Below are 19,862 nucleotides of genomic sequence, written 5' to 3' on the forward strand. Positions count from 1 at the left end.
AGGAAAATAGCATGGAACGCATCTTAGTCATTGGCGCAAACGGCCAAATCGGTAGTGAACTGGTGGGCGCGCTGGCGCAGCAGCACGGCGCGGACAACGTCATCGCCAGCGACATCGGCACGAACAATCTGTACCAGGCCAAGCGCTATGCGCAATTGAATGTGCTGGACAAGGACGGCCTGGCGAAGATCATCGCCGACGAGAACATCACCCAGGTGTACCAGCTGGCGGCCATGCTGTCGGCCACGGGCGAAGCGGCGCCGTTGAAGGCGTGGAGCCTGAACATGGATGGCTTGCTGAATATCCTGGAACTGGCGCGCGAGCGCGGCGAGGCGGGCAAACCGCTGCGCATCTTCTGGCCATCGTCGATCGCCGCCTTCGGCCCGAACACGCCGCAGGTGAACACGCCGCAAATGACGGTGATGGACCCGACGTCGATGTACGGCATCAGCAAACTGGCCGGCGAGCGCCTGTGCGAATACTATTTCAACAAGTATGGCGTGGACGTGCGCAGCATCCGCTACCCGGGCATCATCAGCTACAAGTCGCCTCCGGGCGGCGGCACCACCGATTACGCCATCGCCATCTTCCATGCGGCCTTGCGCGGCGAGCGCTATGACTGCTTCCTCGATGCGAACACCACCCTGCCGATGATCTACATGCCCGACGCCATCCGCGCCACCATCGAACTGATGGACGCTCCCGTGTCGCAGATCAAGATCCGTTCGTCCTACAATGTGGCCGGCGTGTCGTTCAACCCCGAGCAGCTGGCGAAAGCCATCGTGCACATGGTGCCGGACTTCAAGATCAGCTACAAGCCGGATAGCCGCCAGGCCATCGCCGACAGCTGGCCGCAAAGCCTGGACGACAGCAAGGCAAGCGCGGACTGGGGCTGGAAGGCGCGGATCGGCGTCGAGCAGATGGTCACGGACATGCTGGCCAATGTCGATGCGGGGCAGGCGGCCAAGGCGGCCTGAGTCCTGTACCGGCATTCATAAAAACATACTAATATAAAGAGACACCATATGGACATGAGCGTATTCGACCTGTTTAAAATCGGCATCGGGCCGTCGAGTTCCCACACGGTGGGGCCGATGGCGGCGGCGCGGCGTTTTCTGGTCGAATACGGTCCGCTGGACCAGGTGGTGGGCGTCGAGGCGGCCCTGTATGGCTCGCTGGCGCTGACGGGCGTGGGCCATGCCACGGACAAGGCCGTCATTCTGGGCCTGATGGGCGAAACGCCGCAAGACGTGGCGCCCGATGCCGTCGACAGCAAGCTGGCCGCCATCGAGGCGGCCGGCGAGATCGCGCTGCTGGGCACGCATGTGGTGCCGTTTACGGCGGCCACGGGCTTGATCTGGCACAAGAGCGAGTCTTTGCCCGAGCACCCGAACGGCATGCGCTTTACGCTGAAACTGGCGGACGGCAGCCGTGCTGACAAGGTGTATTACTCGATCGGCGGCGGTTTTATCCGCGAAGCGGGCGAAGTGCAAGCTGAGACCCAGGCCGAAGCGGCCGTGGAATCGGCCGCTGCTGCTCGCGTCGTCTTCCCATTCGATACCATGGAGCAACTGCTGGCGCACGGCGTGGAAAGCGGCCTGTCGATCCCGGAAATGCTGCGCGCCAACGAATGCGTCAAGCGCAGCGAGACGGAACTCGATGAAGGCCTGGACCGCATCTGGCACGTCATGCGCGACTGTATCGCGCACGGCCTGGAAACGACGGGCAACCTGCCGGGCGGCTTGAACGTGAAGCGCCGCGCCGCGAAATTGTGGCGCCTGGCGCAGGAAGCGAAAGCATCCGACAACCGCGCCAACGACTTGCCGCACGACGCCGTGCATCTGGTCAGCCTGTACGCGATGGCCGTCAACGAGGAAAACGCGGCCGGCGGGCGCGTGGTGACGGCGCCGACCAACGGCGCCGCGGGCATCATCCCGGCCGTGCTGCGCTACTATGCGCAGGATTGCCGCCCCAGCGACCCGGTCGGCGGCGTGCGCCGCTTCATGCTGACGGCAGCGGCCATCGGCATGTTGTGCAAACGCAATGCCTCGATCTCGGGCGCGGAAGTGGGTTGCCAGGGCGAAGTGGGCGTGGCCTGCGCCATGGCGGCGGCTGGTCTGGTGGCGGCCCTGGGCGGCACGAACGAGCAGATCGAGAACGCGGCTGAAATCGGCATCGAACATCACCTGGGCATGACCTGCGACCCCATCGGCGGCCTGGTGCAGATCCCCTGCATCGAGCGCAACGGCATGGGTGCCGTGAAAGCCATTACGGCCGCCTCGCTGGCGCTGAAGGGCGACGGCACGCACTTCGTCAGCCTTGACGAAGTCATCGAAACCATGCGCCAGACGGGCGCGGACATGCAGGACAAGTACAAGGAAACGTCGCTGGGCGGCCTGGCTGTCCACGTGATTACCGTCAATCACGCAGCTTGCTGATGGCGACGCGATAAACCTACTGCGCAGCCCACTCTCGCGTCGGCGTTGCTCGCTGTACCCTGGTACAGCTGCGCTACTCAACGCGATATCGGGCTTGCTCGCTACGGTTTCTCGCGCCGCCGTTACGTCCCGGGCGCTGATAAAGGCGGAATCGCCTTAGTTTTCCTTAATCTTCCTCAAACAACTGCTCCAGCCGCCTCGGGTAGTTATTCAAAAAATCGCGCGTCACGGCGTAGTGTTCCGTGTCTTCATACGCCACTTCATGGATGCCGCCGCCCGTGAACATCAGGATTTTCGCGTTCGGGTAGGCGAGCAGAATCGGCGAGTGGGTGGCGATGATCAGCTGCGAATCGTCCTGCACCAGCTGGTGGATCACCGATAATGCCGCCAGCTGGCGGCTCGGCGACAGGGCCGCCTCGGGTTCGTCCAGCAGATATAAGCCCTTGCCGCGCAGCTTGTTGATCAGGGTCGCCATGAACGCTTCGCCGTGCGATTGCGCGTGCAGCGACTTGCCGCCGTAGCTGGCCAGGTATTCGGGCATGTCGTCCATGTAGGTGGCGACGTTGAAAAAGCTCTCGGCACGCAAAAAATAACTGTCGTCCGGCTTCTTGTAGCTCTTGCTCAGGCGCAAGTGTGCGTGCAATCCCGATTCCTCGTCCGAGGGCAGGGCGATGCGCACGTTGCGCGTGCCGCCATCCTTGCCGAAGCCCAGCCCCACGGCCAGCGCTTCGAGCATGGTCGACTTGCCGCTGCCGTTCTCGCCCACGAAAAACGTCACGTCGCGGTGGAAATCCATGTGCACGAAGTCGCGGATGGCGGGAATGGTGAACGGATAGTGGTCGAGGTCGACGACGGCGTCAGCGCGCAACGCAGCGCTTTGCAGATACGGTTTTTTACTCAGCGACATGACCGCTTCCATGAATGACCCGCAGGCGGGCCGACAAACACCAGTGTGGCGCAAATCGGGCGCACGCGCCAGCACGGGCGCCTGATTTTTTGACTTAGGACTCGCGCATGCAATCGCCGAAGTATTCGTGGTAGAAGGCGGTAGGACGATATTTCCCGTCCAGCAGGCCGAAATGACGGCCGACCTGGCGTCCGACCGTCATCAGGGTGTTGACAGCATTTTTCGTTCCCGCATAGCCTTTTTGCAGCAGCCATGCGGTGCGCACCGGGGGCCGCATGTCCGCCGTGCGTCCGACCAGCAGGGCGTCGACCAGGCAGATTCGCTCGCGCTCGGCGTCTTCCGCATATGCTTCCGTGCTCCCCACTGCCGCATACAGTCCTTCTTTTCCACCTTGGACAATGGTGCTCAGCCGTTCTTCACTGCTGCCAAACAGATCGAATTCGCTTTTGGTATACGGGAAGCAGTAGGCCCTGGCCGTTTGCAGGGGTGTGTTCTGGGTCATGGCGTACCACTTGGCGAAGGTGGCAAGATCATCTTCTTCCTGTCCCCGCCGGAATTGCGCGTATAGAGGAAGGACGTTCTTGAATGAGCAGCCAGTCGGCACCCAGCCCCTTTGCGGCACGCCGTCCTTTGCAACCCTTTCTTTTGCCATAGCGGCTTCCGCAGTTGCCTCTGCCTCTGCAAAACACCGCAAGTCATACCCGAGCATGAACAGACACGCTTCGAAGGCATGGCAGCGGGCGGCCATGTCGGCGCCGTCCGCCTTGAACCAGTCGCAGCGTTCCAGCACGGCGCGCAGGATCCAGCCCAGCTTGACTTGCCATTGCGCCCAGTCCTGGCACGACACGGCCCTGCCGAAGAATTGCGGTGCGCCGGCAAAGCCGCTGTCGATACCCTTGGGATTGCGGATCTGCTTGCCGCGCGCGGCGCCCGAGGGGAAGGCCAGCCAGTGTTTTCTTGCCAGCTTCTTGCCTGCCTGGCTGCGGTATTGCGCGTACAGCATGGCCATGGCGGCGCCCACGCGGGTGTCGTAGATGGGCGAGCCGCTGTCGTCAAGCAGGGCGTGGATCTTGGTCAGGCCCGCGTCGAAGCGTTCCACGCTGTCCGTGTCGAGCGCGTCCAGCGAGGCGTCCGAGTCGAGTGCCATCAAGGGCGCCAGGCGCCTGAAGTAGGCGACCAGGCGGCCTTGCGCGTGCAGGCGCTTGAGGAAGACGATGGCGCCGCGCACGCCGCCCCATTCGAGGACGGCCAGGCAGGCCGCCAGCGCCTGGTCTTCATCGCCGTGCGCGATGGCGGTCTTCAGCCAGTTGCGCAGCAGGCCCAGCGAGGCGCGCGTTTCCTGCCAGTTGCCCGAGACGACAGCCTTGCCTTGCGCATCGGTCCAGCGCGTGCTCCACACGTAGTGGCCCAGCACCGCTTCCAGGCCCGTCGCCTGCACGTCCAGGCCGCCCGGCACGAAGCGGCTGCGCGCCATCTTCAGGTGAAAGGGCCTGTCTGGCAATGCGGCCGCCAGCCAGTCGATAAAGTCCCGCACATCGTCCTGCTTGAGAAAATCGTCGCGTTTCATGTGGCATGGCTGTGGCATGGTCGTCGTGGGCGGGCTGGCGTGCCCCGCTAGTCTGGAAAGCGGCCATGATACAGTTGCCGTGCGACAAGGTGTGTCGTTTGACAACAGACGCCCCTCGCGCCGGACGGCTGACGCCCGGGCGAACGCGACGGATTCGCCTTGGGCGCCGCCTCGCACTATAATATCCGCTGCCATTCATGATCAACCGCACTCAGCTCAACTGGACTCTTCAAATCTATGCATTACGTGTCTACCCGCGCTGATAAAGCGCCATCGCAATCGCAACAAGCATCTTTGCAGCAATTTTCCGACATCCTCCTGGGCGGCCTGGCCCCCGATGGCGGACTGTACCTCCCTGAACACTACCCGCAAGTCACTGGTGCCGAGCTCAACGCCTGGCGCACATTGTCGTATGCCGACCTGGCCTGCGAAATCCTGAAGAAGTTCGCCACCGATATCCCGGCCGCGGACCTGAAGGCATTGACGGCGAAAACCTATACCAAGGCAGTCTACAAGAACGCCCGCGCCGGCGAAAACGCGGCCGACATCACGCCGCTGCGCGTGCTCGAAGAAAACGTCGTCAAGGGCGGATCGACCACCCTGATGCTGCAGGCGCTGTCGAACGGCCCGACCCTGGCCTTCAAGGACATGGCCATGCAGCTGCTGGGCAACCTGTTCGAATACACGCTGGCCAAGCACGACGCCGAACTCAATATCTTCGGCGCCACGTCGGGCGACACGGGCAGCGCGGCCGAATACGCGATGCGCGGCAAGAAGGGCATCCGCGTCTTCATGTTGTCGCCGCACAAGAAAATGAGCGCCTTCCAGACGGCGCAGATGTTCAGCCTGCAAGACCCGAACATCTACAACATCGCCGTCGAAGGCGTGTTCGACGATTGCCAGGATATGGTCAAGGCCGTGTCGAACGACTTGCCGTTCAAGGCGCAACAGAAGATCGGCACCGTCAATTCCATCAACTGGGCGCGCGTCGTGGCGCAGGTCGTGTATTACTTCCGCGGCTACCTGGCGGCCACCACCAGCAACGAGCAAAAAGTGTCGTTCACGGTGCCGTCTGGCAACTTTGGCAATATCTGCGCCGGCCATATCGCCCGCATGATGGGCTTGCCGATTTCGAAACTGGTGGCCGCGACGAATGAAAACGACGTGCTCGACGAATTCTTCCGCACGGGCGTCTACCGCGTGCGCAAGTCGGCCGAAACCTACCACACGAGCAGCCCGTCGATGGATATTTCGAAAGCGTCGAACTTCGAGCGCTTCGTCTACGACCTCGTGGGCCGCGACAGCGACCGCGTGCGCGCCCTGTTCACGAAAGTGGAAACGCATGGCGGCTTCGATTTGTCCGGCAAGCCGGGCAGCGACGGCGACGAGTTCAAGCTGGTGGCCAAATACGGCTTCAAGTCGGGCAAGTCCACGCACCAGGACCGCCTCGACACCATCCGCGACGTGGCCGACGACTACGGCATCACCATCGACACGCACACGGCGGACGGCATCAAGGTGGCGCGCGAGCACCTGGAGCCGAACGTGCCGATGATCGTGCTGGAAACGGCGCTGGCGGCCAAGTTCAATGAAACCATCCTCGAAGCGCTGGGCGTGGACGCCGAGCGCCCGGCCGGCTTCGAAAACATCGAAGACTTGCCGCAAAAGTTCGTTGTGATGGGCACGGACGTGGAAAAAATGAAGGCGTATATCGCCGCCAATACGGGATTGTGATGACGGACGCCAGCACTGTACGTAAACCCATGCTGTCGGTGGCCGAGGCGCAAGCCTTCATGCTGGGCGCGGCGCGTCCGGTGGCCGAAGTGGAGCACATTGACACCATGCGCGCCAACGGCCGCGTGCTGGCGGCCGCGCAAACGTCGACCCTGAACGTGCCCGAGCGCGACAACACGCAGATGGATGGCTATGCCGTGCGCGCCAGCGATTGCGCCAGCGGCGCGGCCAGCCTGCCCGTGTCGCAGCGCATCGCGGCCGGCCACGTGGGCCAGCCCCTGCAGCCGGGGACGGCGGCGCGCATCTTCACGGGCGCGCTGATTCCGGACGGCGCCGATTGCGTCGTGATGCAGGAGCAGTGCACCTTGCTTGACGGCGTGGTGACGGTCAATCACGTGCCGCACGCGGGCGAATGGGTGCGCCGCCAGGGCGAGGATATCCGCGCCGGCGGCGAAATCCTCGGCGCGGGCCGGCGCCTGCGCAGCCAGGAAATGGGCCTGGCCGCCTCCGTGGGCCTGGCGCGGCTGCCCGTGCTGCGCAAGCTGCGCGTGGCCGTGTTCTTCACTGGCGACGAACTGGCCATGCCCGGTGAGCCTTTGGCGCCGGGCGCCGTCTACAACTCGAACCGTTTTACCTTGCGCGGCCTGCTGGAAAATCTCGGTTGCGAGATCACGGACCTGGGCATCGTGCCTGACAGCCTGGAAGCGACGCGCGCCGTGCTGCGCCAGGCGGCGCAGGGCAATGACCTGATCATCACCTCGGGCGGCGTGTCCGTGGGCGAGGAAGACCATATCAAGCCGGCCGTGGAAGCGGAAGGGCGGCTGAACATGTGGCAGATCGCCGTCAAGCCGGGCAAACCCCTGGCCTTCGGCGAAGTGCGGGACGCCTTCTTTATCGGCTTGCCCGGCAATCCCGTCTCCAGCTTCGTCACCTTTTTGCTGTTCGTGCGCCCGTTCATCCTGCGCCTGCAGGGCGTGGCGGGCAGCCTGGCGCCGCGCAGCTACAAGCTGCCGGCCGCGTTCGAGCGCCTGAAGGCGGACAAGCGCAACGAGTTCCTGCGCGCCAAAGTGAACGATGACGGCGAGCTGGAACTGTTCGCCAACCAGAGTTCGGGCGTGCTGACGTCCACCGTGTGGGGCGACGGCTTGATCGATTGCCCGCCGGGGCTGTCGATCGCGCGCGGCGACATGCTGCGCTTTATCCCGTTTAACGAATTGCTGTACTAAGGAAGTCTTGATGAAGATCAATCTGCGATTTTTTGCCAGCGTGCGCGAGCTGGTGGGCACGGGCCAGGAGGTACTGGAGGTGGACGAAGCGGCCGCTCCACGGCTGACGGTGGGCCAGGTGAGAACCCTGCTGATCGCCCGCGGCGGCAACTGGGAACATGCGCTGGCGCAGGGCCGCGCGCTGCGCATGGCGCATAATCAGGTGATGTGCGATGCCGATACCGCCATCGGCGAAGGCGACGAAGTGGCGTTCTTCCCGCCCGTGACGGGCGGCTGATCCCGCTTGCCAAATGAGACGGCCACTTCATCGAAGTGGCCGTTTTTTCATGAAGACCTGGTTTTCGGTTTGTCTCCGCTGCACGTGGCGCAGGCGATGGCCTTCTTGTAGCGCCAGTATTTCGAACCGATGAAGATGGCCGATGCCACCAGCGACCAGGCCAGCGCGCTGAGGATGTCGGCCTGGCTGGTGGTGCCCTTGCTGTACTCGACCACCGTCAGGATGATGAATAAGATCGAGCTGGCCAGCAAATAACGGGAAATCCAGAATCCTGCGCCCATGTGTTTCTCCTCTTGTCGTCGCGTTGTCGCGTGAAGTCAAAGTGCCGATCGCTGCAGCATGTCCGCGCAGTATGCATCATTTTTCGGCATTCTTGCCATCCGCTGGCCTTATCTCGACTAAAATGCCGGGGTTTTCACCGTCTTCCAGCATGCCATGACCCATTCCAGCCTTTCTCCCTTCCACATCGCCGTCATCGGCGGCGGCCCCGCCGGCCTGATGGCCGCCCAGGCGGCCAGCGAGCAGGGAGCCAGGGTGGAGCTGTTCGACGCCATGCCGTCCGTCGGCCGCAAATTCCTGCTGGCGGGGCGCGGCGGCATGAATATCACGCACGCGGAAGGCTACCAGGCTTTCGTCTCGCGCTACGGCCGGCAGGCGCACAGCGTGAAACCGGCGCTGGACCAGTTCGGCCCGCAAAAGGTGCGCGACTGGGTGCACGGCCTGGGCGTCGACACCTTCGTCGGTTCCTCGAACCGCGTCTTCCCCACCGATATGAAGGCGGCGCCGTTGCTGCGCGCCTGGCTGCACCGCCTGCGCGAAGCGGGCGTGCAATTTCACATGCGCCACCGCTGGACGGGCTGGCAGGACGGCCAGCTGGCGTTTGCCACGCCGGACGGCGAACGCCTGCGCGCCTTCGACGCCGTGATCCTGGCCCTTGGCGGCGGCAGCTGGGCGCGGCTCGGTTCCGATGGCGCCTGGGTGCCGCTGCTGCAAGGGCAGGGCGTGGCCGTGGCACCTTTGGCGCCGGCCAATTGCGGCTTCGACGTGGACTGGAGCGCGCATTTCAGCAGCCGCCATGCGGGCGAACCGCTGACGACCGTGGCCATTTCGGCGCGCGACATCGACGACTGCATGATCAAGCGCCAGGGCCAGTTCGTCATCACGGCGGGCGGCGTCGAGGGCAGCCTGATCTATGCCTTGTCGGCCGCCTTGCGCGAGCAGATCGCGCGCGACGGCCACGCCACCATCTGGCTGGACCTGGCGCCCGACCACAGCCATGAGCGCGTGTTCGCGGAAGTGACGCGCCCGCGCGGCGCCCGCTCCATGTCCAGCCACCTGAATAGCCGGCTGGGAATAAAAGGCGTGAAATCGGGCCTGCTGCGCGAATGCCTGAGCGCCGCCGACTTTGCCGACGAGGCCAGACTGGCGGCCGCCATCAAGCTGCTGCCCGTCACGCTCAAGCGCCCGCGTCCCATCGATGAAGCCATCAGCAGCGCCGGCGGCGTGGATTTTGATGGCATCGACGGCAGCATGCTGCGCGCCATGCCGGGCGTGTTCGTGGCCGGTGAAATGCTGGACTGGGAAGCGCCGACGGGCGGCTACCTGCTGACGGCCTGCCTGGCGCAAGGCAAGGCGGCCGGCGAGCAGGCCGTCAGTTGGCTGGAAGGGAATTTTTGAAATTACAACAGCATTTGATCGTTAGCGCCACGACGCAGTTCACAATCGTAGCGAGCGGCCCCGAGTTGTGGCTGAGAAGCGCAGCTGTACTGAGTACGGGGCCGCCGAGGCAGCGAGCATCGCCAGCCGCAATTCGCGCCGCGCAGTAGATTGTGAACTGCGTCATCATTAATGCCAGATGATGTCGCCCGACCCGCTTTTCTGGGTCTCGCGCTGGCGCGGGTTGCCGTGCACGTGGATGTCGCCGCTGCCGCGCAAGGTCAGGTTGCTGGCGTCGCGCACGAAGACGGTGCTCTCGCCCGAGCCTTGCAGGCTGACGCTGGCCTTGTCTGCCGCCAGGTGTTCGGCATCGATGTCGCCCGAGCCGCTCAGGTCGGCACGCAGGAATTTCGTGTTGCCGCTGGCGGCGATGCGTCCGGAACCCACCATTTCCAGCACCACGCTGTCGCTGTTGCCGGCATTGATGTCGAGGTCGCCACTGCCGTTGACGGTCGCTTGCACCTGCTTGTAGCGTCCCGTAAAACTGACGTCGCCCGAGCCCGTCAATTCCAGTATAAAGCTGTCGCCGGAAAAGCCCGTGATCCTGCTGTCGCCATTGCCGTGCACTTCCAGCCGCGTGAGGGCTGGCAGCACCAGTTCCACCTGCAGCGGCTGGCGATGGTGGAACAGCATGCCTTTCGGGCCGATATGCAGGGTCGTGCCATCGGCCGTCGTGTCGACGTTCGACAGCAGACGCTGCTCGCCGCTCACTTTCAGCGACGGCGTGGCGCCGCGGCGCAGCACCAGGTCGATGGGGCCGGCCAGGTCGATGCTGGTGATGTCGGCGGAGATCGGGCGCGTTTCGCTGCGCACGGCGCGGCCGGCAGCACTGCTGGGATTACTGATCCCCTTGGCGCGCAGCGCCGCATACGACATGGCGATCAGGACCAGGGCCAGCAGGAGCATGGACAGGCCGACTTTGAGTAAGCGTTTCATGGCAGCCTTTCTAGTGACCTTTGAGGAGGGAGACATTCATGGCGATGTAGCGCTTGACGCCGATCAAGGTATAGCGCGTTACCACCAGACTGAGCAGGAAGATGGCGATGCCGCCGAGCAGCATGCCCACGCCGAAGACGGTTTGCGTGGTGCGCGCATCGCGGTCCATGTCGGTGGAGATGCGGATGCCGCCACCGGCCAGCGCTTCGGCCCGCTCCATCACGCGCGAGGAAGCGCTCGGCGCCTCGGGTTCGGTTTTGACGGGGCCGGGCAGGTGGTCGACTTCGATGCCCGTGTCGCCGATGGTGATGCGCGTTTCGCGCCGCTCGCCCCCATCGCCGCCATCGTCGTCATGGATGAAGACGTGGCGCAGGGGGCCGTCGAGCACCAGTTCGTTGGCGCCGGACAAGCCGCTGGCCGTGATGGCGATGCCGGCCAGGTAAAAGCTCAGGCCGACGGCATACAGGGTGGCCAGCAGAGCCGCGTAGACGGCGGCAGGCACGACCATGAACAGGTTGAAGATGGCCAGGCCCACCAGCGAGACGAGCAGGCGCAGCAGGTTGACGGGGGTTTTCTTTTGTTCGAAAGCCTGGCGGTGGGTGCTGCTGCGCAAGGTGAGGGCGATTTTTTTCGGGTCACCCAGGTCCTCGGCGATCTCGTGCTCGCTGCGGCCGGCCGCCGCGCCTTCGATGAAGGTCTGTTCGTAGTAATCGAGCGTCTTGGCCACCAGGTCCGGCGGCAAGCCCACCAGCGCGCGCCGCAGCGCCTCGAGATAATCTTGCTTGTTCATCATATTCTTCCTGTTCCTGCGCGCCGCTTAGCCCAGCGCCGGCAGCAGCATGCTTGCCTGGCTCAGCATCAATGGCGCTTGTGGCGCCTGTTGTCCGTGAATGACGGCCAGGGTGGCCAGCACCACACCCGCCAGCAGCGCCAGGGCTTTCAAGCTGTTTTTCAAGTGCAAGGTGGTGTGCATGGTATTCCTCTGTGGCATGGCCGTTGTCGATGATCGGACTGTACCCAAGCGCACGTGAACGCACCAGCACGGTGCGACAGAATGCAATTTCGCGGGGACCAGCGACACCAGGGGAGGATGCACCGTCAAGTCTGTTTTGCCGCCTTGGCCGTGGTGACGGCCCTGGCGGCCGCCACGCCGCTGCGCACGGCTGCCTCGATGGTGGCCGGATAGTCTTGCGTCCGGTCCTCATTGGCCGTGTAGTCGCCGGCCAGCAACAGGCCCGGCATGCCGCTGGCATTGCCGGGGCGCAGCAAATCCGGCGTGCAGGCAAAGGTGGCGCGCTTTTCCGTGATCAACTGGGTCCAGACGGGTTGCGCCAATTCAGGGCGCTGCAGCACCTGCGCCAGCTGCGCGGCAATCGCCTGCGCCAGCGGCCCGTGGCCTTGCTCGGCGGCAGGACCGGAGGCGCTGATGACGACGGCCAGCAAGCCTGCCTGCTTGCTGTCGAGCTGGCCCCGGTCGAAGACGAACTGGCCCCAGTGCTGTTGCTCCGGCGCATCGACGAGCGCGTAAAACGGCAAGTCCAGGCGCACGCCGGCGTCGTATTGCAGATAGCAGGTGCTGATGGCTTCCGGCGTGAACGCCTGCATGCGGGCAATGGCATCGGCCAGGCGCGCGTCCTGCACGGCATGCAGCAGGCTCGCTGCCTGCACGGACGAGGTGGCCACGATGACGGCGTCAAAGCTGTCCCCGTCATCGACGCCGTCATCAAGCCGCCAGCGGCCATCGGGCAGGGCGTGCAAGGCAGCCACCTTGGCGCCCGTGCGGACTTCTCCGCCATGCCGTTCCACATAGCGGGCGGCCGCGTCGGGCAGCAGGGCGGAGAGGTCCGCCTTCGGGACCAGCATGTCCGAGGCGCGGCGGCGGCTGGCGCCCAGGCTGTCGCGCAGCACGTTGATGAAGACGCGGGCCGAGGCCCGCTCGGGCGGCGTGTTCAGTGCGGCCAGGCACAGCGGGTGCCACATCAGCCGGTTCAAGGTATCCGTCTGGTCGAAGCGCTGCAGCAATTCGGTTACCGTGCAATCGTGGTACAACTGCCAGCCCATCCATCGCATGGCGGTGGAAAATCGCAGCAGGGCCAGCTTGTCGGCGCCTTGTAGACCTTTGGCGCGCAGCAGGGCCCATGCCAGGTGCAACGGCGCGGGCAGGCGCGGCGCGATGAAATCCATGCCGCCTGAGTTCACCGGATAGCGCATCTGCAGGGGCACGGTGAGGATCAGTTCGGCAGGGTCTTGGCCCGCGAGCTTGATCAGGCGCAAGGTTTCCGTGTACGCGCCCAGCAAGATGTGCTGGCCGTTGTCGAGCACAGTATTTTCCCGTTCGACACGGCGCGCGCGGCCGCCCAGGGTGCGCGCCGCTTCGAAGACGCTCACCGAGTGGCCGGCGCGCGCCAGTTCCATGGCCGCCGCGCAGCCGGCCCAGCCGGCGCCGATGACGGCGTAGCGTTGCTTCACGCGAATATCAGCCACGGACCCAGGTCTTCCACGCCAGCCACAGTTTGCGGATCGGCGTGAGCGAGATGCGCTGCTTCAGCACGTGGTAGCCGTCGCGCTCGACTTCATTGAGCAGGGTGCGGTAGATGGCGGCCATGATCAGGCCCGGGCGCTGGGCGCGGCGGTCTTCGGCCGGCAGCAGGGCGAACGCTTCGTCATACGCCTTTTGCGCGCGCGCCACCTGAAAGCGCATGAGGTTTTCAAAGTTTTCGCTGTGGCGCGCGTTCAGCAAATCGGCTGCCGTCACGTTAAATTGCTGCAACTCGCTGATCGGCAGGTAGATGCGCCCCTTGCGCGCATCTTCGCCCACGTCGCGGATGATGTTGGTCAGCTGGAAGGCATGGCCCAGCTTTTCCGCGTACAGCAGGGTTTCCGGACGGGTCGCGCCAAAGATGCTGGCCGACAAGATGCCCACCACGCTGGCCACATGCCAGCAATAGCGGCTCATGGCCTGGTAATCGAGGTAGCGGGTCTGGTTCAAGTCCATTTCCATGCCGTCGATGATGGCCTGCAAATGTTTTTCTTCCAGTTTATAAATATCGAGGTGCGGCTGCAGCGCGCGCATCACGGGATGCGTGGGGTTGCCCTCGTACATGGCCTTGACTTCCTTGCGCCACCACACCAGCTTGGTGCGTGCCACGGCTTCGTCCGTGCATTCATCGACCGTGTCATCGACTTCGCGGCAAAACGCATACAGGGCCGTGATAGCCTTGCGGCGTTCGGCCGGCAGGAACAGAAAGCTGTAGTAGAAGCTGGAGCCGCTCTGGGCGGCCTTTTGTTGGCAGTATTCGTCGGGAGACATAGTCAAAAGAGCAAGGGTTGCAGATCGAAGCCGCTATTCTATCGTCTTACAGAGTGGGCGACGGGGGAAAAGCCGTTTTTACTTGCGTCTCTTGATGCAGGCTTTTGCGCGACATGCGCAGGGCGCGCCAGAAAATGATCAGCCAGTCGCGTTTTTCCAGCTTGGGACGGCGCCGGAACACGTCGTAATTGACGGCTTCAATGGCTTCCAGGATGCGCAGGCCCCCTTGTACCACCAAACGCAGTTCCCAGCCGATGCGTCCCCGCAAACGCAGGGCCAGCGGCGCGCCGGACAGCATCAGGGCGCGCGTGCGGGCCACTTCGAAGCGCATCAGGGCGCTCCACTTGCCGTGCGCTTCGGGCCGCTCGAAAGCGGCGGCGGAGACGGCAAAGCGGCTCAGGTCTTCCATCGGCAGGTAGATGCGTTCCTTTTGCTGGTCGATGGCGACGTCTTGCAAGAAATTAATTAATTGCAAGGCTGAACATATCGCATCGGAATCGCGTACATTCTGTTCATCAGCCGCGCCGTACAGGTGCAGCATCAGCAGTCCCACGGGGTTGGCGGAGCGGGCGCAGTAATCGAGCACGTCGTCATAGCTGGCGTAGCGCGTCGTTTCCACATCCTGTTTGAAGGCCGACAACAGATCGTGGAAGGGCTTCAGCGGCAACTGGAACCGGGCGATGACGGCGGCCAGGCGTTCGAACATGGCGGCGTTCTCGCCGGCATGGCCTTCCTCGCGGGCGATGCGGCCCAGTGCCTCTTCGTAGGCGTGCAAGGCGGCCAGGCGTTCGGCCGGCGTGGCGTCGCCTTCATCGGCCAGATCGTCGGCACTGCGGGCGAAGGCATAGATGGCTTCGACGGCGGGCACCAGGCGGCGCGGCAGTAAAAATGATGCTACAGGAAAATTTTCGTAATGGTCTACAGGCATTGAACACGCTTCTTTAGTCTTGCAGTTTTTTAATCTCGAGATTAATGACGCAAAAGTCACTAAAAACTTTTACGCACGATTATAATTAATAACCAGAAAGTCATTAGCGGGAAATCGTTCCCCGCCATGACCAAGCTGATATTGTCACAAATTTAAGGATATCGCGTGCGAAAAAGTTTGGCTTGGCCCAAAGGGCAAGCAAAAAGTTTCTCCGCATAAAAATATTACAGCCCGCATAGTAAAGGAAAATACCTTGTTTGCCCTGAAAACCCTGCGCCGCGAGACCGGCGCACCTGCACTGCCCGCCCTGCGGCTGATTGCTGCCGCCGCCCTGGCGCTGACCCTGGCGGCCTGTTCCAAGCCTGCCGTCAAAGTGGAAGACGTGCGCCCCGTGCGCGCGATTGTGTTGTCTAGCAGTAATGTCGACGTGAGTGCCGAGCTGGCGGGCGAGGTCGTGCCCCGCGTCGTGTCGCAGCTGGGTTTCCGCGTGGGCGGCAAGATCGTCGCGCGCAAGGTTGACGTGGGCGCCAGCGTGACAAAGGGGCAAGTGCTGATGCAGCTCGATCCCGCCGACTTGCAGCTGTCGCAGGCGCAGGCCAAGGCGTCGCTGGTGAGCGCGGAAACGAGCCGCGACCTGGCGCGCGCGGAACTGAAGCGCTACCAGGATTTGCGCGAGAAGAATTTCGTCAGCCAGGCCGTGCTCGATGGCAAGGATGCCACCTACAAGGCGGCCCAGGCGAACGTGGAAGCGGCGCAAGCCCTGTACCGTGGCCAGGCCAACCAGTCCGGCTATGCCAGCTTGGTGGCTGACGTCGATGGCGTCGTCACGCGCATCGAGGCCGAAGTGGGGCAGGTGGTGGCGCCAGGCGCGCCCGTGGTGCAGGTGGCCAAAAGCGGCGAGAAGGAAATCGTGATCGGCATTCCCGAAGACAAGGTCGAGACCTTGCGCAAGGTCAAGGATGTCACCGTGCGCCTGTGGGCCGATCCGAAGCAGGGCTTGCCGGGCAAGATACGCGAAGTGTCGCCCGTGGCCGATGCCGCCACGCGCACCTACCTGGCCAAGGTCAGCATCCCGGACGCGCCGCAGGCACGCCTGGGCATGACGGCCGTGGTGCAGTTCGCCTCGCAAACGGCCACGCCGCAGATCAAAGTGCCGCTGACGGCCCTGTTCAACGAAAAATCGCAAAGCTCCGTGTGGGTGGTGGAAAACGGCGCCGTGAAGCTGGTGCCGGTGACGGTGGGCGGCGTGGCGGGCAATGAACTGCTGCTGACCTCGGGCGTGAAAGCGGGCCAGACCGTGGTCACGGCCGGCGTCAACCTGCTCAAGCCAGGCCAGAAAGTGACCATCCTCGGCGCCGGACTGGCCAGCAAGCCGGATGTCGCCGCTGCCCCTGTCAGCGTGGGTGCGGCCAAATGAAGGGCGGCTTCAATCTGTCGCGCTGGGCCCTCGAACACATCCCGCTGACGCGCTACCTGATGGCCGTGCTGCTGATCGGCGGCATGCTCAGCTATGCCAGCCTGGGCCAGGATGAAGATCCCCCGTTCACCTTCCGCGCCATGGTGCTGCAAGCCTACTGGCCAGGCGCCACGGCCTTGCAGATGGCCGAGCAGGTGACGGACAAGCTGGAAAAGAAGCTGCAGGAAACGCCGTACATCGACGAAATCACCAGTTATTCGAAGCCCGGCGAAACCTTGATCCTGCTGGAGCTGCGCGAATCGGCGCCGCCCAAGGAAACGGCTGCCGCCTGGTATCAGGTGCGCAAGAAGATCGGCGACATCAAGGGTACCTTGCCGGCCGGCGTCGTGGGCCCGTTCTTCAATGACGAGTTCGGCGACACCTACGGTTCCATCTTCGCCCTGTCCGGCGACGGTTTTACCTACGCGGAAATGAAGGATTACGCGGACAAGGTGCGCCAGGAATTACTTTCTGTTGGGCAGGTATCGAAGGTGGAACTGTTCGGCGTGCAAGATGAAAAGATCAATATCATCTTTTCGCACAAGAAATTCGCCCAGTTGGGCATTCCTTTCGATGCCATCGTGCAGCAATTGTCCGAGCAAAACAGCATCAACGCCACGGGCGTGCTGGTGACGCCGACGGACAACCTGCAGGTGCGCGTGACGGGCGCCATGCTGACCGTCAAGGACCTGGAAAATCTGGAATTGCGCGCCAACGGCACCACTTTCCGCCTCGGCGACTTTGCCACCGTGAAACGTGAATTCGTCGATCCGCCGAAGGACAAGATGCGCTTCAACGGCAAGGAAGTGATCGGCCTGGGCGTATCGATGGAAAAGGGCGGCAACATCATCGACATGGGCAAGGCCTTGCAGGCAACGGTGACGCGCATGAAGAGCGAATTGCCGGTCGGCATAGAGCTGCAGCGCGTGTCGAACCAGCCGGAAGCCGTGTCCGCGTCCGTGGGCGAGTTCGTGCATACCCTGATCGAAGCCATCCTGATCGTGCTGGCCGTCAGCTTTGTCGCGCTGGGCTTGCACACGAAGCCGCTGCGCATCGACGTGCGTCCCGGCCTGGTGGTGGCGCTGACCATCCCGCTGGTGCTGGCCGTCACCTTCCTGTGCATGCGCCTGCTTGACATCGACTTGCACAAGATTTCGCTCGGCGCCCTGATCATTGCCCTGGGCTTGCTGGTCGACGACGCCATCATTGCCGTCGAGATGATGGTGCGCAAGATGGAAGAGGGCTTCTCGCGCTTTGACGCGGCCACGTTCGCCTACACGTCGACGGCCATGCCCATGCTGACGGGCACCCTGATCACGGTGGCCGGCTTCTTGCCCATCGGCCTGGCCAAGTCGGCCGCCGGCGAATACACGTTTTCCCTGTTCTCCGTCAATGCGCTGGCCCTGATCATTTCGTGGGTGGTGGCCGTCGTCTTCACGCCCTACATCGGCTACGTCTTGTTGAAGGTCAAGCCGCACGCGCATAACGACCATGAATTGTTCGATACGCCGAACTTCCGCCGCTTCCGCCGCACCGTGGCCTGGTGCGTGGAATGGCGCAAGACGACGATTGCCGCCACCCTGGCCATCTTCGCGCTCGGTATCTATGGCTTTAACTTTATTGAAAAGCAATTCTTTCCCGATTCCAGCCGTCCGGAACTGATGGTGGAACTGTGGTCGCCCGAAGGCACGACGTTCGCCGCGAATGAAAAGCAGGTCAAGAAGTTCGAGGCGTTCGTCGGCAAGCTCGACGGCGTGGAAAGCGTGACCAGCTATGTGGGCACGGGCAGTCCCCGTTTCTATTTGCCGCTGGACCAGATCTTTCCGCAGACCAACGTGTCGCAAGTGGTGATCCTGCCGAAGAGCCTGGCGGACCGCGAGCAGCTGCGCCAGAAGATCATCGACGTCTTCAAGAAGGATTTCCCGGAAGTGCGGGGCAGGGTAAAACTGTTGCCGAACGGACCACCGGTGCCGTATCCCGTGCAATTTCGCGTCACGGGGCCGGAAGTGGCGGGTGTGCGCGCCATTGCCGACCAGGTCAAGGATATCCTGCGGGCCAATCCGAACACCGTGGGCGTCAATGACAACTGGAATGAATCGGTGAAAGTGCTGCGCCTGGACCTGGACCAGGACAAGATGCGCGCGCTGGGCGTCACCTCGAAAACGGTGATGCAGGCGGCCAATACGATACTGTCGGGCACCGTCATCGGCCAGTTCCGCGAAGACAACAAGCTGATCGATATCCAGGTGCGCCAGCCGCTGGAGGAGCGGGCGACGATTTCCGTGCTGAACGACACGAATATCCCGACGTCAACGGGCAAGTCCGTGCCCATCTCGCAGCTGGCCCGCGTGCATTTTGTGTGGGAACCGGGCGTCGTCTGGCGCGACAAGCGCGAATGGGCCATTACCGTGCAATCGGACGTGGTCGACGGCATCCAGGGCGCCACCGTATCGACGCAACTGGCGCCGCAGCTTGACGCCTTGCGGGCCAAAATGCCGGACGGCTACCGCATCACCGTGAAAGGCGTGGCGGCCGACAGCGGCGAGGCGGAAGCGTCGATCGCGGCGAACTTGCCGCTGGCCATCTTCATCATCTTCACCTTGCTGATGCTGCAGCTGCACAGTTTCTCGCGTTCGCTGCTGGTGTTCCTGACGGGGCCGCTGGGCGTGGCGGGCGCCGCGTTTGCCTTGCTGCTGCTGCACCGTCCGCTGGGCTTCGTGGCCAACCTGGGCGTCATCGCGCTGTTCGGCATGATCATCCGCAATTCCGTTATCCTCGTCGACCAGATCGAGCAAGACATCAAGGATGGCTCCACGCCGTGGGACGCCATCATCGACTCGGCCGTGCGCCGCTGCCGCCCCATCGTGCTGACGGCGGCAGCCGCCGCGCTGGCCATGATCCCGCTGTCGCGTTCGGTTTTCTGGGGCCCGATGGCCGTCGCCATCATGGGCGGCCTGATCCTGGCGACGGCCTTGACCCTGCTGTTCCTGCCGGCCCTGTATGCGGCCTGGTTCCGGGTCAGGAAGCCGGAGCCGGTGACTGCAAAAGAAGGCTAGGAGCCAGCGCCAAGGTGCAGTCATAAAAAAGGCGGCATTCCTCTGGGAAATCCAGTAGAATGCCGCCTTTGCTTTACCGAGCGCTTGCTCCGGGCTTGCTCAATGAGTCCGCGGTAGCCAGATCGCTCCCGAGTTGTTAAAATCAGGGGCGGCAGCCGGTGGCAAGTAGCACAAAGTAGTACAAAATGCGGATGTGGTGGAATTGGTAGACACGCTGGTCTTAGAAGCCAGTGCTTCGGCTTGGGAGTTCGAGTCTCCCCATCCGCACCAATCCGGGTTGTTCCAGCCCGGACGTGCAGCACCATCAAGAT

General features: G+C 63.3%; 17 protein-coding genes and 1 tRNA gene. 9 read left to right on the plus strand and 9 right to left on the minus strand.

The annotated features are described in order from the left end of the window. The first annotated feature begins 11 nt into the window (after positions 1-11). Both AC07X6_RS02855 and AC07X6_RS02860 read left to right on the plus strand, forming a co-directional pair. Positions 12-977 carry an NAD-dependent epimerase/dehydratase family protein gene (locus tag AC07X6_RS02855; RefSeq protein ID WP_494790044.1) on the plus strand — a complete coding sequence of 322 codons (966 nt, stop codon included), beginning with the start codon at positions 12-14 and terminating at the stop codon, positions 975-977. 48 nt (positions 978-1,025) lie between these two features. Next, positions 1,026-2,438 carry an L-serine ammonia-lyase gene (locus AC07X6_RS02860; RefSeq protein ID WP_230538156.1) on the plus strand — a complete coding sequence of 471 codons (1,413 nt, stop codon included), beginning with the start codon at positions 1,026-1,028 and terminating at the stop codon, positions 2,436-2,438. Between the two features lie 166 nt (positions 2,439-2,604). Here AC07X6_RS02860 and AC07X6_RS02865 read toward each other — a convergent pair whose 3' ends face one another. Beyond that, positions 2,605-3,345 carry an AAA family ATPase gene (locus AC07X6_RS02865; RefSeq protein ID WP_494790045.1) on the minus strand — a complete coding sequence of 247 codons (741 nt, stop codon included), beginning with the start codon at positions 3,343-3,345 and terminating at the stop codon, positions 2,605-2,607. Between the two features lie 94 nt (positions 3,346-3,439). Then, a complete protein-coding gene (locus AC07X6_RS02870; protein WP_494790046.1) occupies positions 3,440-4,912 on the minus strand; it encodes a hypothetical protein in 1,473 nt (490 codons plus the stop codon). 237 nt (positions 4,913-5,149) lie between these two features. Between AC07X6_RS02870 and thrC the strand changes: the two genes are divergently transcribed. Genes thrC through moaD form a run of 3 tightly spaced genes read left to right on the plus strand, consistent with a single transcriptional unit; the run spans position 5,150 to position 8,149 of the window. Further along, entirely contained in the window at positions 5,150-6,646 is a 1,497-nt protein-coding gene (thrC, locus tag AC07X6_RS02875; RefSeq protein ID WP_494790047.1) for a threonine synthase, read from the plus strand. After that, a complete protein-coding gene (locus AC07X6_RS02880) occupies positions 6,646-7,872 on the plus strand; it encodes a molybdopterin molybdotransferase MoeA (RefSeq protein WP_494790048.1) in 1,227 nt (408 codons plus the stop codon). The genes thrC and AC07X6_RS02880 overlap by 1 nt, the downstream gene beginning before the upstream one ends. Positions 7,873-7,882: 10 nt before the next feature. Beyond that, complete coding sequence (moaD, locus tag AC07X6_RS02885) at positions 7,883-8,149, plus strand: molybdopterin converting factor subunit 1 (RefSeq protein ID WP_474291051.1); 267 nt, start codon at positions 7,883-7,885, stop codon at positions 8,147-8,149. A gap of 47 nt (positions 8,150-8,196) precedes the next feature. Here moaD and AC07X6_RS02890 read toward each other — a convergent pair whose 3' ends face one another. After that, a complete protein-coding gene (locus AC07X6_RS02890; RefSeq protein WP_077403942.1) occupies positions 8,197-8,430 on the minus strand; it encodes a hypothetical protein in 234 nt (77 codons plus the stop codon). 154 nt (positions 8,431-8,584) lie between these two features. On the opposite strand from AC07X6_RS02890, the gene AC07X6_RS02895 reads away from it, so the two are divergent. Continuing rightward, positions 8,585-9,826, plus strand: coding sequence for a TIGR03862 family flavoprotein (locus tag AC07X6_RS02895; RefSeq protein ID WP_494790049.1), 1,242 nt, complete (start codon positions 8,585-8,587; stop codon positions 9,824-9,826). Positions 9,827-9,994: 168 nt separating this feature from the next. On the opposite strand, the gene AC07X6_RS02900 is transcribed toward AC07X6_RS02895, so the two are convergent. The 6 genes from AC07X6_RS02900 to hpnC form a co-directional block, all read right to left on the minus strand. Further along, entirely contained in the window at positions 9,995-10,801 is an 807-nt protein-coding gene (locus tag AC07X6_RS02900; protein WP_494790050.1) for a head GIN domain-containing protein, read from the minus strand. A gap of 10 nt (positions 10,802-10,811) precedes the next feature. Continuing rightward, the gene (locus tag AC07X6_RS02905; protein WP_494790051.1) at positions 10,812-11,594 is read right to left on the minus strand and encodes a DUF1700 domain-containing protein; all 783 of its coding nucleotides are present in this window, start codon (positions 11,592-11,594) and stop codon (positions 10,812-10,814) included. Positions 11,595-11,618: 24 nt separating this feature from the next. Beyond that, positions 11,619-11,774 carry a hypothetical protein gene (locus tag AC07X6_RS02910; protein ID WP_230538144.1) on the minus strand — a complete coding sequence of 52 codons (156 nt, stop codon included), beginning with the start codon at positions 11,772-11,774 and terminating at the stop codon, positions 11,619-11,621. Between the two features lie 125 nt (positions 11,775-11,899). Then, the gene (gene hpnE / locus AC07X6_RS02915) at positions 11,900-13,270 is read right to left on the minus strand and encodes a hydroxysqualene dehydroxylase HpnE (RefSeq protein WP_494790052.1); all 1,371 of its coding nucleotides are present in this window, start codon (positions 13,268-13,270) and stop codon (positions 11,900-11,902) included. Between the two features lie 7 nt (positions 13,271-13,277). Further along, the gene (gene hpnD, locus AC07X6_RS02920; protein WP_139092815.1) at positions 13,278-14,111 is read right to left on the minus strand and encodes a presqualene diphosphate synthase HpnD; all 834 of its coding nucleotides are present in this window, start codon (positions 14,109-14,111) and stop codon (positions 13,278-13,280) included. A 46-nt stretch (positions 14,112-14,157) separates the two neighbouring features. Next, positions 14,158-15,039, minus strand: coding sequence for a squalene synthase HpnC (gene hpnC / locus AC07X6_RS02925; RefSeq protein WP_474291057.1), 882 nt, complete (start codon positions 15,037-15,039; stop codon positions 14,158-14,160). A gap of 253 nt (positions 15,040-15,292) precedes the next feature. On the opposite strand from hpnC, the gene AC07X6_RS02930 reads away from it, so the two are divergent. The 3 genes from AC07X6_RS02930 (at position 15,293) to AC07X6_RS02940 (ending at position 19,821) form a co-directional block, all read left to right on the plus strand. Then, positions 15,293-16,456 carry an efflux RND transporter periplasmic adaptor subunit gene (locus AC07X6_RS02930; RefSeq protein ID WP_494790053.1) on the plus strand — a complete coding sequence of 388 codons (1,164 nt, stop codon included), beginning with the start codon at positions 15,293-15,295 and terminating at the stop codon, positions 16,454-16,456. Further along, the gene (locus AC07X6_RS02935) at positions 16,453-19,551 is read left to right on the plus strand and encodes an efflux RND transporter permease subunit (protein WP_494790054.1); all 3,099 of its coding nucleotides are present in this window, start codon (positions 16,453-16,455) and stop codon (positions 19,549-19,551) included. The genes AC07X6_RS02930 and AC07X6_RS02935 overlap by 4 nt, the downstream gene beginning before the upstream one ends. Positions 19,552-19,738: 187 nt before the next feature. Further along, positions 19,739-19,821, plus strand: a tRNA-Leu gene (locus tag AC07X6_RS02940). Positions 19,822-19,862 lie beyond the last annotated feature (41 nt).

It is taken from the genome of Janthinobacterium sp. GW460-12-1-14-LB5, assembly GCF_059423585.1.

Excerpts from the sequence above, each read along its gene's own strand:
- AC07X6_RS02855 (WP_494790044.1), top strand. The coding sequence starts at position 12 with ATGGAACGCATCTTAGTCATTGGCGCAAACGGCCAAATCGGTAGTGAA.
- AC07X6_RS02860 (WP_230538156.1), top strand. The coding sequence starts at position 1,026 with ATGGACATGAGCGTATTCGACCTGTTTAAAATCGGCATCGGGCCGTCG.
- AC07X6_RS02865 (WP_494790045.1), bottom strand. The coding sequence starts at position 3,345 with ATGTCGCTGAGTAAAAAACCGTATCTGCAAAGCGCTGCGTTGCGCGCT.
- AC07X6_RS02870 (WP_494790046.1), bottom strand. The coding sequence starts at position 4,912 with ATGAAACGCGACGATTTTCTCAAGCAGGACGATGTGCGGGACTTTATC.
- thrC (WP_494790047.1), top strand. The coding sequence starts at position 5,150 with ATGCATTACGTGTCTACCCGCGCTGATAAAGCGCCATCGCAATCGCAA.
- AC07X6_RS02880 (WP_494790048.1), top strand. The coding sequence starts at position 6,646 with ATGACGGACGCCAGCACTGTACGTAAACCCATGCTGTCGGTGGCCGAG.
- moaD (WP_474291051.1), top strand. The coding sequence starts at position 7,883 with ATGAAGATCAATCTGCGATTTTTTGCCAGCGTGCGCGAGCTGGTGGGC.
- AC07X6_RS02890 (WP_077403942.1), bottom strand. The coding sequence starts at position 8,430 with ATGGGCGCAGGATTCTGGATTTCCCGTTATTTGCTGGCCAGCTCGATC.
- AC07X6_RS02895 (WP_494790049.1), top strand. The coding sequence starts at position 8,585 with ATGACCCATTCCAGCCTTTCTCCCTTCCACATCGCCGTCATCGGCGGC.
- AC07X6_RS02900 (WP_494790050.1), bottom strand. The coding sequence starts at position 10,801 with ATGAAACGCTTACTCAAAGTCGGCCTGTCCATGCTCCTGCTGGCCCTG.
- AC07X6_RS02905 (WP_494790051.1), bottom strand. The coding sequence starts at position 11,594 with ATGATGAACAAGCAAGATTATCTCGAGGCGCTGCGGCGCGCGCTGGTG.
- AC07X6_RS02910 (WP_230538144.1), bottom strand. The coding sequence starts at position 11,774 with ATGCACACCACCTTGCACTTGAAAAACAGCTTGAAAGCCCTGGCGCTG.
- hpnD (WP_139092815.1), bottom strand. The coding sequence starts at position 14,111 with ATGTCTCCCGACGAATACTGCCAACAAAAGGCCGCCCAGAGCGGCTCC.
- hpnC (WP_474291057.1), bottom strand. The coding sequence starts at position 15,039 with ATGCCTGTAGACCATTACGAAAATTTTCCTGTAGCATCATTTTTACTG.
- AC07X6_RS02935 (WP_494790054.1), top strand. The coding sequence starts at position 16,453 with ATGAAGGGCGGCTTCAATCTGTCGCGCTGGGCCCTCGAACACATCCCG.